The following is a 13,437-nucleotide window of genomic DNA, read 5'->3' as shown; positions in this document are numbered from 1 at the left end:
AGGAACTCCAGCACCCGTCAGCTCCACCCCTCGGCGGGGCAGCGCAGCGCGAGTCGCAGCTGTAAGAGTCCGTTTTGAAATTCAGGGATGAGCGTTTCTGCGGATGAGATTGCCGCCCATAGCGACAAGGATCATGGCGTGAGAGACGTCGATGCGCTTCTCGTAGTCGCGCACGAGGCGGCGCCATCTTGTCATCCAGCCGAAGGTGCGCTCGACAACCCAGCGGCGGGGCAAGACTTCGAAGCCCTTCTGGTCGGATCTGCGGATGATCTCTACCACGAAGTCCAGATAGGCGGCCTTATCCAGGAGCTTCAGCCGGTCGTAGGCGCCGTCGGCGAACAGATGTTTCACCCAGGGCCAGCGCTTGCGGATACCATCCAGGATCGCCTGAGCGCCGGCGCTGTCGGAGATATCGGCCGGCGTCAGGTTGACCATCAACAGCCGCCCATCCGTATCGACGGCGATGTGGCGCTTGCGGCCGACAATCTTCTTGCCGGCGTCATAACCTCTTGTTTCAGCTTGCGGAGCCTTGACTGACTGGCTGTCGATCACGCCCGCCGTGGGACTGGCCTCGCGCCCGGCTCGCTCGCGGTCCAGCATCAGCGCCACGTCGTGGATGGTCTGGAACAGAAAGCGCCGCGCCAACTCGCGAAACCAGCCGTAGACCGTCTGCCAGGCGCCGAAATGGATCGGCAGCATCCGCCAGCCGCAACCCGAGCGCACAAGGTAGCGCACCGCGTTGATCACCTCACGGAAATCAACCTCGCGCGGACGGCCACGCCGCCCGGGCTTGGGCATCAGCGGCGCGAACTGCTCCCACTCCTCGTCCGTCAGATCCGACGGGTAGCGCTTCGTCTTCTTGGCAATCTGGGCCATCCGCCCACGGCTCTGCTTTGTCCACATCCACAGCTTGAATCATAACCCAGCCTCAGACGAAACCCCACCAAGCCGATTTTCAAAACGGTCTCTAAGATGGCAGGCACCGATTGAATCCCTTTAGAGAAGCTGACGCAGCCTCGAAGATTCGCTCCCGCAATTTCCCCCGAAATCCTCAACATTCCGACAATTCCCCCCAAGCCGAGGCACAAACTAAACCAAACCTCACGTCGCGCAATACTACTTGGGCATTACTTGCCGTGTGCGCAGCCAGCGCGATCGATTGTCGCGGGCAAGAGGCAACAGAGAACCCAGGCCACTGGTCGAAATAAACGATTGTATAGGGCATTCTGACGTGCCTCATCGACGAGGCCTTTGCGCAGAGTTCTAGATTTGTCGATGTCGAACAAGCAGATGAAATCCGAACGCATGACCACATCACTTCGACAAATCATCGCTCAGGCTGTGCGCGGAATGTCGCTTTCCATCCCCAGGCTGGATGCGCTTCGCGCAGGGATCAACTTTTATGGCGCGACAGGCTTTTCGGTGTTCTCGATATTCGCTCCAAACGAGAATGCCTTGAGCCGTGTCATCGTCGAGCTCTTCGATCCAGCAGGAAGCCATGGGGGTGTTCGACTGGCTGCAGTTCGACTTGCGGTACGTCGATATCATTGGGCCTCGAGAGCAAGCCTTTCCCGAAGACCTCTGCATCTGGACGAGCTAGGATGAGAAGGAACGGGCCAAGGCACTATGCCGGATATCGGCGCGTTGATTTAACCTCGTCATCATCCAACTCACCGAGGATGAGTAGTAGACGCTTCCTCCGGACAATGTCGGAATCGTCCTCGCTCAATCCTCTGCTCACCGCCTCCACTATCTGATCGATTCTCTCCTGCGAGGTTGCTCGTGAAGATTGGAGGCCACCCTCCTCGATCAGAGCGATCTTCTCGGGACTGGAGGGTAGCCCGTCCCTTATCTCCTGGATGAGATTATCGACGCGAATGGATAAGGCTCTGAGGTAAGCGGCGATGCGATCGGCCCGCTGTCCAGGTATGACCAGCCCAACGACCTCGGCCACGACACCGCCTGCTAGTGGAATGGGGCCTGCAACTCCCTTGCCGATTGCTACCAGCTTGTCGCGTAAATCATCGTCCAAGCCATCGCGCATGGTGCCACCATCAGCCATCCTTCGCATTCCTCACATTGCCGAATTTGATTCAGCTCGTAGGCCAATATGGAACTCGCGCGAACTGACAACAACGCGGGTACGCTCCAAAACATTGTGCAACCTCAGCCAATGGCCCGGCATCCGCGTGAGCGATCTCAGTTGGCTGCGCGTCGAGAACGGTGCTTCCAATTTGCGCGCTCTTGATGTACATAATGTCGTCACTATGTACATAGTGTCATCAACGGATGGAAAGGCGAACTGAAATGCCCATCAGGATGGAAAAAGAGTCAGCGACACAGAACAAAGAGATTTCGTTCAAATCCCTAGCCGACGGGGTTGGCCGCGAGTATGCGGAAATCATCTGGCGACACCTAGCACCCGAAGTCCTCAATGAGGGTTCGGCAGCAGCTATGTGCTACCCGGTAAACGAGGCACGCAAACGCTTCTCGAGCAAAGCGGTTGCGCAAGGGCTCAGGCTATTTGCGGTCGACCGAGGTAAAGTTCATGGAACGCCAGCCGCAATGATGAGCGTCGCAACTCTCGTAGAAATGCTTACGGAAGCCCGAAGCAGACGATCGATAGTTGGTGCGCTTGCAGCGACTGAAGATCTGCCTGTTGCTCCACTCCTCACGGCTTCCGCAGGACGGCGAAGCATGCTTCCGGACCTGGAAGCCCCCAGCGTGAAACGAGAGGACCTACCTTCATTTAGAGCGGGTTGATCGTGTATTTATTGGACACCCAAGCGCTCACGGATCTGGTCAGCGGGAGCGAGAATGCGATCCGTGATCGCGTCGAGCGTGCGGAAATGCAAGACCACGACGTGAAGGCATCTGTTGTTTCGTTCGGATTGCTCAAGGCTCGAATCCTAGCCATGAGCGACCCGAGCGCCAGAGACGTTTGGGAGCGACGGTTCGAAGTGGCTCGACGGAAGATGCGCGCTTCAGGCGATCTGCTGGAAGTTTCGGAAGCGACAGCAATGGAGTTTGCGTTCCTCTATGGCCTCGATCTTTTCCGCAGCAATGCGGCAGGCCAGGCGATTCCATTGGGTGACGGTGATCTCCTAGTGCTGGCGACAGCCATCAGCGAAGGATTCACGCTTCTTACAAATGATGCGCAAGGTTACGCGGAAGCCATTAGAAATCGGGGTCTCTTGGTTGAGCAAGTCTGACGTGATGGATGAACTCCCTCCGGCCGCGCCTCTCCAGGATCACCTCCGCACGCGTATCTTGTCGTTAACAGGAGGCGGGATCAGAGGATATTTCAGCGCTCGCGCACTCCAAATGCTCGAGACCGAAGCCGATACGAAGATACAGGACAGCTTCAATACATAGCCGTTACGTCGGCAAACCTGCGGCAGCTGAAAGGAACGATCACGCCGCTGTTTCTGATGTCTAGGAAGTGTCGAGCGATTTGGAATTCGGAGAGGATGTGAATCCTTGTCGCGCTGCTCCTCGCTGCAAGAGCGAGAATGAATCCTCGGATTCGAAATTGCGACCTCCATTCGACAAGAGACATAGGATCAACGCAGCTGCTCCTGCGGTGTCGGCGGAGAGGTGTTTTTTGGGGTTGCGGGTGTCACCAATCGACGTCAGCATTCTTATTAAGCCAAGTCGGTAACGAGCAAAGCGCGGCCGATACCAACATAGGAAAACGCTATGAACCGCAACGCCAGGCGTGCCGCTCGAGCGCAGGCACGGACGAGAGCTGTTGACCATATCACGGCAGTGCATGAGGCGGGCCATGCAGTCGGTCGCCTTCTTACTGCCGAGGAAATGGGCTTTCCTTTCGACCAGGCAGTGCACAGCATCGAAATCGGAACTGGGCCTAGTTGGCGGAGTGCCGATGGTAGAGCCGTGTTGAATTCTCAGGCGATCTGCTATGGGCCAGCTGTATCTCTGGACCTGCAGGTTGCCTACCGACAGGCGTATCCGGGTCGCGAGGTGATCTCGGCGGATGAACTCAATGCGCGGCTGTTGGATGTCGGTACGACTGAACAGCGCGCCGTCTCAGCGCGTGCGAAGATGATCATCACAGCCATGGGCGCGGCTGCCGAAGCGCGACTGAGCGGTGCTTCGTGGGACGAGGTCTTCTTCAGCGAAGCCTGCTTTGCCGATCGAATGGATTTCAATCGCGCAGCGCGGCTTCACGGCCTTGGTGATGGCCACATCGTTGATGCACTGCAAGATGTGGGCTCCAAGGTGGTCGAACTCGTCTGGCGGGCGGATGTCTGGAGCTCGATTGGAGCGATAGCAGCCGCAGCCATGAAGGGAAGCCTTTCGGGGAAGCAGGTCGCGATGCTGGCGGTGCCCTGTTTGGCAGGAAGAGCCTATGAACAGCATCTCGCAATGGATGCATAAACGCTCTCTCCCATAGTCGCATCGCTGACCAGTTTATCGCTCCACAGGTTGCCCCTTCAGGAAATCATCCGAGAAAGTCGGGACTGGTCAATTATGTGTGGGGAACGAGGGCGCTGCCTTCCCAAGCGTTCTCGCTAGTCGCGCCCGGTCAGCACAAACCGCCTAGGCGGTGAGCCTCAAATCGCCACAGAGCCCAGAAAAATAAAAAGGCCTCCGAAGAGGCCCTTTTTGGTTTGTTTAGACTCGTTCGCGTCGTCAACGACGTACAGCTCTCATGAGGGCACCGCAACAGAGTAGTAGGAACATAGAGAAGCGGTTCGGGATCGTCAACCCACATCGCACAACTTTTCAGTAGCACATTCCCAGAATACCCATCATAGGTCTCATACGAGAAAAAGGCATGAAAAGCAGGCAATGCAAGACGTTATAAAATCCTACGCAGAGGGCATGCTGAAGGAGTATCTGGATCACGAGATATCAACGCCCGAAGCCGCTGCTTACTATGCATTCTGCCGCCAGGCCAACAGCGATTTGATACGCCACTCCCTCAAAGAGCTGAAAGGTTTTGCCAAGTCAGCCAAAAGGCTGAAAGCCGCAGGTAAGGATGCGCCTCCATTTCTTCCGAAATTGACTCGCATATATTTCCGGAAAGTCGAGGAACAGGCGCGCCTATTTACAGCGCTGAGCATATTCGAAGCGGCGTACCGCGTTCATCTCGCGACCTGGATGGAGCAACATTACGGCGTCAAGAAGTGGTGGGATCCAGTATATACCACGCTGATTGGTGGCGGAGGATGCGCCCAAGTAACGAACATCAGCGGTGTTGAACTCACGCCCGCAGTGGCGAATGCGATCGACAAGCTTCTCAAGGGGATCGACGGCTACGACCTAAAGGGCGCAACTGTGGTAAAGCAGGCCAATGGTCACAGTCTTTTGTGCTACAGCAAGCTCTCAGACCTGGAGGAACTCATTAAGGAACAATGGGTTTCATTCAAGGCATCTCTACGCATTCATAACCCTTCGCTTACTGCGCTACCTAGTTTTATCTCTGCTTTCAAGCGCATTAGAGACTCTCGCAACTCCTGCTTCCATCACCGCGAAGTTTCTGACCGACCCGGGTTACTCAGAAGCATTGAGAACATGCTGGATCTTATCGATATCCATCTCGATACCGCTTCCATCAACGCACGGACGTCGGCAGTCAAACCGATGACAACAGGAATTCAATGGCATGAACGTCACAACTTCGGCCTGGTGCAATCGCTGACTTACGACATCGAATTGCATTTCGAGGATCAAAAATCGAGATCGACTATCGATGGGCGGACACAGTTCGAGGCAATTCAGAGGGCGATTGATGGCGTTGCGGCCGATGACCGGTTGAAGCTGAAGGGCATCCAGATCCAAACAAGGGCAGCTGACCTTGCCAAGACGGACATCGAGGAGGCTATCAAAAAGGTCGGGGTAATCGAGACAAGATTTCAACAATAGTACCTGGGCGCTGCTCTCCCGAGACGCGATCCCGGTTTGGATTTACGCGAATAACCGAAGGGACAGTGCCGCAAAGTCGAGCGCCACATGGCATCAATCTCGCGAGCATCTTCGAGACCTTCGTTGGAGCCTGGACCTCGTTGGAAACAGAGAGTCTCGTGCCTCGATAGGTTCGCGAATTCGCTAGCTCTTCCAAATTTCTGCCAGAGAGTGCTTATTGAACCTAGCTGGTGCCATTACAGGGTCAGCACTATACCGGAAAGCCGTCCGAGTTCAACAAGACGGTCAAGCAAAGCTGGCGAGCTGGCAAAACCATCTGAATTGACGACATCGATCGAGGATTCGTCGACGCGCGTCCCAAAAAGAATCAGGCATTTCTCTTCGTCGAATCGCCGAGAGGTCCAGATCATGCCGTCGAGCGTGGGGTTGGCATCATGAATCGCTTGCGCCCAAGCGCTGGTCGATGGGTACGACGAGGGCGGAGTGTCGATCAGCAACTGACGCGTGATTCCCCACTTGTTGAGATCAGGTTCGAATAGCCGCGCGAGCTGCAAGTCGCGGTCGATCCTGATGAGCGAGCCGGAGAGTTCCTCGACATTACGCATTGGGACGGTCTTGAAGGCCTCGGAGGGATCGATATCGTGGAACACCGACTCGTAAGCGGCGCATCCAAACGAAGTTCCCGCGTACATCGTAGGAACCTGTTTGCCGAAACTAGTGAAGGGAGCGAACCTGGAGGAGCCGAAGCCTGGATTGAACTCGTGTGCCCGTCGCTTCCGCGAGTGTATGCGATGCAATTCCGTGCCGGCCGGAAACACTAGTACATTGCAGGTTGGAGACGGAGGAGGTGAGGGGACGACGATCAATCTGCCGTTGTCTCCCCCAACTTATGCGCAGCCTCGACGACCGAGGCTACCTGCTCGAGATTCTCCGACGGAACTCTTCCGTCGAGCCACGGGTTCGACGAAACAAACCAAAAGGCGACCTGCCACTGGGTCATCTTGGGCGGCAGCGCCTGCAACACCTGCGCGACCGCAGGATGGGGCTTTCCGTCCCTGAATTGGAAGGCTGGGAACAGTTCGCGGCCACGCAGCTGCACCGAGAATATCTTCTTCTCAGCCTTCCATCTCGATCCTGTCGCGCTCTTGTTGCGAGCGTTGTGACCTGCCAGTTCAGCTAGGTCTGCGCTCGTCAGGCACGGGACATCCTCCGCGAACTTTACACGCGCCCGCGCATTGTCGGCCTCGATCTTGGATCTGACTGCCGACATGGGGTCATTGGCGGGAAGCATGGCCTCCACCAGGAGCTCCATGTTCCGCTCCGACAGTTCTACTCGCTTCCTAGCAACCACCGCGCTGAGCGGCTCGAGAAGCCGTGCGGTGGCCGGATCCAAGTTCCGGAAAGGCGACACATCCTCGAAGACATCTCTCACAACCTTCCTCACGGTCGCCTTGAAACGCACGGACCGAGCGGTCCCGAACTTGCGGCTTCGAGGCGCTTTCTTATTAACCGCTTTGTCCTTTCCCGGCTCTTCCACATAGCGAAGTCTTTCCACCAGCGCGTCTGCCATAAGTCGCTCAATCTCGGTCTCGGTGAAAATGTTAGACGGCGCATTCGGCATTGCAGCCTCCAAGAAGTGAGATCAGTGATGATCTATGCATCTTACTTATATCACATCAGAGCACTCTTCAAGCGGAGGGTACCGGTGGCAGCGCTCATCACGGCGCGGTGGAGGCCTGTTGGCGCAACGGCCTATCAAAAGCGTAAAAATAAGACGAGCTTGTATCTTGTCTAATTGATGTCGATTAGATATATACTTGTTATCCAATCAAGGATGAAAGGGCTAATCGATGAAAATTTCCAAACTGACCTTCCAAGGAACAGCCGCCGAGTTCGAAGCCGTGCGTTCACAATTTGCCGACTCTCCTGTCATTGAAACGGTTGAGGCAACCACCGCGGACGAAGGCGGCCGCCAGGGCGAACAGCGGACGATTGAACTGATGCGGCGCGTGATCCAAAGGACGGGCTTGGCGCCCAACCACTCGCGGATGTTGAAGGCGATGGCCGGTGCCGGCGACGGTGGTCTGACGAAGACTGAGCTCGTTGGCGCCATGGCTATGACCGAAGATCAGTTTAAGGGCGTTATCGGCAGCTTTGGCCGCCGGACATCGAACACACCAGGTTGGCCTAAAGAGGTCCAGTTCTACAATTGGAAGTGGGACAAGGAAGTCGATGAGTGGCGCTACTGGATCGACGAGCCGTTTCGGTCCGCAATCGCAAAGCTGATATGAGCCGCAGTTTCCACCTGCTCGGGCAGGCCTAGGTGATTTATGTACCGTCGCATGGAGGGATCTGTGCGACGGCCGTCCCGAAGCCTATTTTATTTTGGCTTGAGCGGTCTCGCTATTCGTAGGTCGGCCTGCTTGATACGAGGTTCAATCGCCCTGAGCTTTACGCGATCCGTCGGACGTCGCTTGTCGAGCGACCAGCGCACCTTGGCGCCTAGCTGTGTCAAACGGTATCCGACCTTTCCGGTGAACTCGTTCGCAATCCCCTGTTCCGCCAAGCCCCTCTCGATCATCCAATTGATCATCGGCATCGCCAGCCCGGGAGCGAAGCCCACGGGCTCGAAGCGGCCGAACGCTCCCGCCAGAATCTTGATAGCTTTCACCTGGTGAGGCTCAAGGGACTCCGCGATGAAAATCGCTTGGCGCTCGCTAACGGGCATATTGCTCTCCAGAATCATCGATGCGGCAAGTAAGGCTCATTGCCGCCAAGTCGTCGACCGAAAGTTCGAAGCGGTGCCGAGACGTTTGATCGTTCCAATGATGGCGAATGGGGCGTTGTCCGCCTCGACAATGCAAGGCTGCCCGGATAGTCGGGAGCCGAATTCCGCGCAAACCTGTCGGCGCTCGCCAAATGCGCGGGCATCGCAGAGTCCGGCTGAGAGAAAGGGTCGGCCAGGATGCAACCACTTCGGTCAGCTCGCTTGGATTGGCGATCTTTTTCCGGCTATGTCTGAGTCATGACCAAAGCAAGGCGAAAGCCCCAAGGAACAAGCGGACCCATCGTAGGCGGGCCTGACGGTATCGAATGGGCAAAAATCCGCTTTCCCGAGACAAAGCTTGAACGCGAATGGCTAGTTGCGAATCTCTTTTTCAAGGGCTCGGCCCGGCCCATTATGGAGGAGAGCAAACCTTCTTTGACACCATTCGGCATGCCCCACCCGAATGACGAGAACGATATCGATTTCACGATCGGGACGGCCGAGGGCACGAAGCTTATGGAGCTCGCCGAGATCGCGCCGCTTAAGACACATGGTGGCATTTTCGAGAATGCCCCGAAGAGGATTGCTCCGAAAGAGAAGGCATCGATCGTCTACGATCTCATCCGGGGGAAATCAGATCACCAAGGCGCACCTGGGCGGTTCTTGGTCCTCTATGCCACAGAGCATGCTTTTAAGGCGGACGTCATCACGATCGAACTGGTGCGTCGCCGTCTGGAAAAAACACCGCCGAAATTCGATCGCGTGTATGCACTGAGCATCCATGGCTTGGACGCAGCCTCGATCTGGGAAGTATATCCCGGCAAGCCTCACGATTTCTTCCGCGAACTCTCCGATGACGATCTCGATAGGGGGCAGTCCCCACATCCTACCGAATTTGTCGTCACTCACTCGTTGACCTGGACCGGGGCGGTATTGTCTGGCTTTCGGCGTCTGCCGGCCGAATTTTCGCTCACTATATATCTGCCCGGATATCTTTGCGATTCGATCGGGCAAACCCAGGCCCCCGGCTAACGCGCCACTTCTGGACTCTTAGTCGAAATAGCCGCATCCTACGTTCCGGGGAGTGAGGGGCGTGGGCAAAGTCCAGCGTCATGAAGGTGCCAATCAGGCTGACCGCTGGCGCAAGCGCGCCGGTAGGCCATATCGTAGGCGGCGGCTCGCAGGTATTCCGAAACGCCTGCCCTTGCTGACCTTGGCATCGATGGCTGCATGGATATCACAGTGGGTTATGCAGCACCGCGACAGCATTCCCGATGTCGGTTTCACTCGTTGGGTCAGTTCGAGCCCAGGCCCGATTGTCGGCATCGCCTCAGTAATCGACGGCGACACGATCGAAATCCACGGACAGCGGATCCGCTTTAACGGCATCGATGCGCCCGAGAGCAAACAGTATTGCGACGATGCCAAGGGGTTCGAATATCCTTGCGGTCGAAGAGCGGCCGAGGCCCTCGACAGCTTCCTTGCGACCGCCAAGCCCGTGCAGTGCACCTTTGTCACTTGGGACCGATATGGCCGCTTCGTAAGCGATTGCAGGCGTGCGGACGGCGCCAGCGTGGCCTCATGGATGGTCGAGCACGGCCAGGCGCTAGATTGGCCCCGCTACAGCCACGGGGCCTACGCCGGGCAACAGGCGAAGGCTGAGGCGGCTAACTCGGACTCTGGGCCGGAAGGTTTCAGGCGCCTTGGGAATGGCGTGCAGGGCATGCCGAGAAGACACCTGCGACCAGCAAGCCGCTGGGGATCATCAACAGGCAGGTGGCGCAAAGCTAATCGTGTCAGCCGCGTCGAACATGCCCGCAAATCAGTTCGTGCGACGAGGCAAATTGGTATCTGGCAAACTGCCCTTGGGGCGGAAAACTCGACCGGGACCGCGACGGCATTCCTTGTGAGAGCCTATGCTGACAAGAAACGGCCGAAACCGCTAACCTCACCTAACCCAGGGGGACTTGGAAATGAAGATCTGGTCGTCGTTGCTCTTTGCTCTCTTGGCTTCTACAGCGCCCATTTCGGCCCAGAGCGCATCTCCGCTGATACCTGCCCCGGTCGTCGACGCTCGCCACCTCGGCTACGGCACGATTACAAGCGACATGGAAGGCGACGAGAGTTTCCGGGTATTTTCCATGAGCGATAAGACCATCGCCATGCGCTGCTCAGCAGCGAGGCAATTAGCAATATCCGGATCCTGATCGGCCATTGCCGTGCGGGCTGGAACCGCTCAAAACAAGTGAGTGATAGGAAGGCGTGCTAGATCGCGACGTGCTCACCTGGTCCGCGGTGGCGCTGGTCACCTTCGCGATGGTCTGTTGCCTGGCGGCAGCTCAGCGACGATGTCGTCGGCCCCAGGACGTGGCACATGAAAACAGCCGAACTGCTGAAAATAGTGGAAGAGACCAGATGGCGAAGAAGTGGGTTGATGGTTTCAGGGGACTTGGAAAATTCAACCTTCCATCGCAGAAGGACGTCTATGGCGAGGTCGTGCTTGACGGTAACGATTCAATATTGGTGCTGCTGGATGTCGACCGGGGACGCTATGGTCTGGAAGACCCAACCGTGCACGGCGTAATCGACCAGACCGCGATGCTTTCCCTGTTTGACTGCATTGCAATGCGGGCAACTCGTAGCGTCGATTCACAGGGGACCCCATCCAAATATCGGCTCGAAATATTCCCACATCACATACTCTTTGGGCAAACCCACGTCGGTGACAACGACGCGCTGTTCACTTCAATATCGTTCGTTCTGACCGATGCCATAAACTTGTTTTACGATTTCGATGCCTTCGGCACGGTAATCCACCCTGACGCGCTCATTGATCCGATACTGGCTGCCCAATCAAATATCGGTGGCCGAGAAATCACCAAAGGCGAACATCCCGAGATTGCATACTTCACAGGCCGACACACCATCATTGAAGTTCCGACGGACATTGGAAAAATCTCTGCACAAAACCTGCCGTCGATCTCCTTGGGGGGACCGCAAGGAAGCGGGTTTGTGAACAGCATTTGGGTTGAGATAGACTTCTCGGCGGCCCGAACTTTCAACGACGCCATCGAACCGGCCTACGCACTTGAACCCTTCTTTTCAATGATAGCGGGGAGACCTCAGCGAATGGAGGAAATGCGATTGCTTGCGCCGTCTTCCACTCTTGATGGACCACCTAGCCCGCTTGATGCACGGCGATCGGCTTTCGGCGGCCTGCATGGCGATCTGGCCGCCCTTGGGGTGCATTTTGACAAGCCTCGTCGGGCGCCGGCGATGATCCGTCGTGATGGAAGGCGGGGGTTTTGCGGGTTGAGGTCGGCGGGTTTGTTTCGGGACGTCTGCGCCCCATCGTTTATGTCGCGAGTTGCGGGATGCGACTGAGGACGATGCGCAGGATGCGCTGGTCGGGGCAGGACGTCGGCAGGTGCAGGCGGATCTGGGTTTTCATCTCGACTACGCGGGCGGCGATCTTGATGAGGCGCAATCGCAGCGTGTCGAATTGGGCGACGGCAAAGCTCGAGCGTTTCGGCATCGCGGCGCGCAAGCCCCACATCAACCAGTAGGCGCCGGCATGCAGGAATAGCCGGAACTGGTTGGCCGTCGCTCTTGTGCAGGAGGTGCGGTCGGCGGCGAGATGCGTCTTCCACGACTTGATGTGGTTCTCGGCAGCGCCGCGCCGGCAGTAGACATCCTCGTAGAGTGCCTTGGCCTTGCCACTTGCAAGGTTGGTGACGATGAAGCGGGTATCGGCACCTTGGGCGCCGACCTCGACGCGGGCGATGATGCGCTCTACGCGGCTCCAACTGGCGGCGCCGTCAAAAAACTCCTTGAAGCGGCGGACCTTGTTCGTCTTTTTTGCTTCAAAGCGCGCCATCGTGCTGGTTTCCAGGTCCGCGACATGCTTGCGCAGGGTCGTGGTGGGCGCCACGCCGAGGATGAAGTCGACATCGTTGGCGCGGCACCAGTCGATGACCTGCGGGCTGCAGTAATGCCCGTCGGCCCGGATAAGGATGCCGGTGTTCGGCCAGTTGCTCCGGATCGCCCGCACCAGGCGGCGCAGGTGGGGGCGGATTTCAGCCCCGCTCGGCCGCTTCGCTGGTCGCAGGACCGCACCGACGAACCGGCCGTCGCCATCGAACACAACAATCGGCTGGAAGCCGTATCCGTCGTAATGGGCATTGAACAGCCGCCATTGCTGGCCGCCATGCACGGCGTCAAAAGTGTCGTCAATGTCGAGCACGATCCGCTTCGGAACCTGGCGGAAGGAAGAGCAATAGAGGTCGACCATCGCCCGGCCCATAACGACCAGTTCCCGCACGCCAGGCAAGTTCTCCAGCCGGCACATCGTCGATTGAGAGGCCAGATCCCGACCCGAAGGCAGCGCATCCTGGGCCATCTTGAAGACCGGATCGCAGCGCAGCCGGTTGGCGTCGTTGCCATCCTCGTAGCCGGCGGCAATCATCTTCATGCGAAAGCCGATCATATCGGCCACGCTATGGATGACCTGGTCCGGGCAGCGCGGATCATCGATGCAGCGCGCCAGACGCTCGGCGACACGCAGCCGCTTTTCCACCTCGGCCAGAGCCAGAACCCCACTGTTGGACGACAGCATGCTGCCGTCGAAACGGGCGACGACGGACTTGCCGCCAACAGATGACAAACCGCTCAGCGGCAGCGTAAGATCATTCATGGCGGGTGTGGTCTCCGGGAAATGGTTCGGATCGGCTTAAGCAACCAAATCCTACGTCATTTCAACGGCTTGCACCACATCCGCC

Annotated in this window: 14 protein-coding genes; 8 read left to right on the top strand and 6 right to left on the bottom strand. The window is 57.3% G+C overall.

Features of this window, described 5'->3' with window-relative positions:
* Positions 1 to 81 precede the first annotated feature (81 nt).
* On the bottom strand, positions 82 to 903 hold the full coding sequence (locus ACFOJ9_RS30585; protein WP_378976432.1) for an IS5 family transposase: 822 nt from the start codon (positions 901 to 903) through the stop codon (positions 82 to 84).
* Positions 904 to 1,275: 372 nt separating this feature from the next.
* Here ACFOJ9_RS30585 and ACFOJ9_RS30580 point away from each other — a divergent pair, with 372 nt between their 5' ends.
* Positions 1,276 to 1,605 carry a hypothetical protein gene (locus tag ACFOJ9_RS30580; RefSeq protein ID WP_378984625.1) on the top strand — a complete coding sequence of 110 codons (330 nt, stop codon included), beginning with the start codon at positions 1,276 to 1,278 and terminating at the stop codon, positions 1,603 to 1,605.
* Between the two features lie 19 nt (positions 1,606 to 1,624).
* On the opposite strand, the gene ACFOJ9_RS30575 is transcribed toward ACFOJ9_RS30580, so the two are convergent.
* Positions 1,625 to 2,062: a hypothetical protein gene (locus tag ACFOJ9_RS30575; RefSeq protein ID WP_378984623.1), complete on the bottom strand. Its 438-nt coding sequence runs from the start codon at positions 2,060 to 2,062 to the stop codon at positions 1,625 to 1,627.
* A gap of 703 nt (positions 2,063 to 2,765) precedes the next feature.
* On the opposite strand from ACFOJ9_RS30575, the gene ACFOJ9_RS30570 reads away from it, so the two are divergent.
* The 3 genes from ACFOJ9_RS30570 to ACFOJ9_RS30560 all read left to right on the top strand — a co-directional run bounded on the left by ACFOJ9_RS30570 (position 2,766) and on the right by ACFOJ9_RS30560 (position 5,892).
* Positions 2,766 to 3,212, top strand: a complete 447-nt coding sequence (locus ACFOJ9_RS30570) for a type II toxin-antitoxin system VapC family toxin (protein WP_378984621.1) — start codon at positions 2,766 to 2,768, stop codon at positions 3,210 to 3,212.
* A gap of 487 nt (positions 3,213 to 3,699) precedes the next feature.
* On the top strand, positions 3,700 to 4,401 hold the full coding sequence (locus tag ACFOJ9_RS30565) for a hypothetical protein (protein WP_378984619.1): 702 nt from the start codon (positions 3,700 to 3,702) through the stop codon (positions 4,399 to 4,401).
* A 447-nt stretch (positions 4,402 to 4,848) separates the two neighbouring features.
* Positions 4,849 to 5,892, top strand: a complete 1,044-nt coding sequence (locus tag ACFOJ9_RS30560; protein WP_378984617.1) for a hypothetical protein — start codon at positions 4,849 to 4,851, stop codon at positions 5,890 to 5,892.
* Between the two features lie 236 nt (positions 5,893 to 6,128).
* On the opposite strand, the gene ACFOJ9_RS30555 is transcribed toward ACFOJ9_RS30560, so the two are convergent.
* Positions 6,129 to 6,710, bottom strand: coding sequence for an RES family NAD+ phosphorylase (locus tag ACFOJ9_RS30555; protein ID WP_378988151.1), 582 nt, complete (start codon positions 6,708 to 6,710; stop codon positions 6,129 to 6,131).
* A 44-nt stretch (positions 6,711 to 6,754) separates the two neighbouring features.
* On the bottom strand, positions 6,755 to 7,513 hold the full coding sequence (locus ACFOJ9_RS30550; RefSeq protein WP_378984615.1) for a hypothetical protein: 759 nt from the start codon (positions 7,511 to 7,513) through the stop codon (positions 6,755 to 6,757).
* A gap of 229 nt (positions 7,514 to 7,742) precedes the next feature.
* On the opposite strand from ACFOJ9_RS30550, the gene ACFOJ9_RS30545 reads away from it, so the two are divergent.
* Positions 7,743 to 8,183: a hypothetical protein gene (locus ACFOJ9_RS30545; RefSeq protein WP_378984613.1), complete on the top strand. Its 441-nt coding sequence runs from the start codon at positions 7,743 to 7,745 to the stop codon at positions 8,181 to 8,183.
* An 89-nt stretch (positions 8,184 to 8,272) separates the two neighbouring features.
* On the opposite strand, the gene ACFOJ9_RS30540 is transcribed toward ACFOJ9_RS30545, so the two are convergent.
* Positions 8,273 to 8,620 carry a hypothetical protein gene (locus ACFOJ9_RS30540; RefSeq protein WP_378984611.1) on the bottom strand — a complete coding sequence of 116 codons (348 nt, stop codon included), beginning with the start codon at positions 8,618 to 8,620 and terminating at the stop codon, positions 8,273 to 8,275.
* A gap of 297 nt (positions 8,621 to 8,917) precedes the next feature.
* On the opposite strand from ACFOJ9_RS30540, the gene ACFOJ9_RS30535 reads away from it, so the two are divergent.
* The 3 genes from ACFOJ9_RS30535 (at position 8,918) to ACFOJ9_RS30520 (ending at position 12,043) form a co-directional block, all read left to right on the top strand.
* Positions 8,918 to 9,691 (top strand): hypothetical protein, encoded by a 774-nt coding sequence (locus ACFOJ9_RS30535; RefSeq protein WP_378984609.1) that lies wholly within the window; start codon positions 8,918 to 8,920, stop codon positions 9,689 to 9,691.
* Positions 9,692 to 9,752: 61 nt separating this feature from the next.
* Positions 9,753 to 10,811, top strand: coding sequence for a thermonuclease family protein (locus tag ACFOJ9_RS38870; RefSeq protein ID WP_449288651.1), 1,059 nt, complete (start codon positions 9,753 to 9,755; stop codon positions 10,809 to 10,811).
* A 110-nt stretch (positions 10,812 to 10,921) separates the two neighbouring features.
* Positions 10,922 to 12,043, top strand: coding sequence for an ApeA N-terminal domain 1-containing protein (locus ACFOJ9_RS30520; protein ID WP_378984607.1), 1,122 nt, complete (start codon positions 10,922 to 10,924; stop codon positions 12,041 to 12,043).
* Here the strand turns inward: ACFOJ9_RS30520 and ACFOJ9_RS30515 are convergent.
* Entirely contained in the window at positions 12,015 to 13,352 is a 1,338-nt protein-coding gene (locus tag ACFOJ9_RS30515; protein ID WP_378984605.1) for an IS1380 family transposase, read from the bottom strand. The genes ACFOJ9_RS30520 and ACFOJ9_RS30515 overlap by 29 nt on opposite strands.
* Positions 13,353 to 13,437 lie beyond the last annotated feature (85 nt).

It is taken from the genome of Mesorhizobium cantuariense (assembly GCF_042647205.1).
Lineage (GTDB): Bacteria > Pseudomonadota > Alphaproteobacteria > Rhizobiales > Rhizobiaceae > Mesorhizobium > Mesorhizobium cantuariense.
Note: the sequence above shows the minus strand (reverse complement) of the source record. Positions and strands in the feature narration are given on the sequence as shown.

Coding starts and splice junctions, on each gene's coding strand:
- ACFOJ9_RS30585 (WP_378976432.1), bottom strand. CDS start 903: ATGTGGACAAAGCAGAGCCGTGGGCGGATGGCCCAGATTGCCAAGAAG.
- ACFOJ9_RS30580 (WP_378984625.1), top strand. CDS start 1,276: ATGTCGAACAAGCAGATGAAATCCGAACGCATGACCACATCACTTCGA.
- ACFOJ9_RS30575 (WP_378984623.1), bottom strand. CDS start 2,062: ATGGCTGATGGTGGCACCATGCGCGATGGCTTGGACGATGATTTACGC.
- ACFOJ9_RS30565 (WP_378984619.1), top strand. CDS start 3,700: ATGAACCGCAACGCCAGGCGTGCCGCTCGAGCGCAGGCACGGACGAGA.
- ACFOJ9_RS30560 (WP_378984617.1), top strand. CDS start 4,849: ATGCTGAAGGAGTATCTGGATCACGAGATATCAACGCCCGAAGCCGCT.
- ACFOJ9_RS30550 (WP_378984615.1), bottom strand. CDS start 7,513: ATGCCGAATGCGCCGTCTAACATTTTCACCGAGACCGAGATTGAGCGA.
- ACFOJ9_RS30545 (WP_378984613.1), top strand. CDS start 7,743: ATGAAAATTTCCAAACTGACCTTCCAAGGAACAGCCGCCGAGTTCGAA.
- ACFOJ9_RS30540 (WP_378984611.1), bottom strand. CDS start 8,620: ATGCCCGTTAGCGAGCGCCAAGCGATTTTCATCGCGGAGTCCCTTGAG.
- ACFOJ9_RS30535 (WP_378984609.1), top strand. CDS start 8,918: ATGACCAAAGCAAGGCGAAAGCCCCAAGGAACAAGCGGACCCATCGTA.
- ACFOJ9_RS30515 (WP_378984605.1), bottom strand. CDS start 13,352: ATGAATGATCTTACGCTGCCGCTGAGCGGTTTGTCATCTGTTGGCGGC.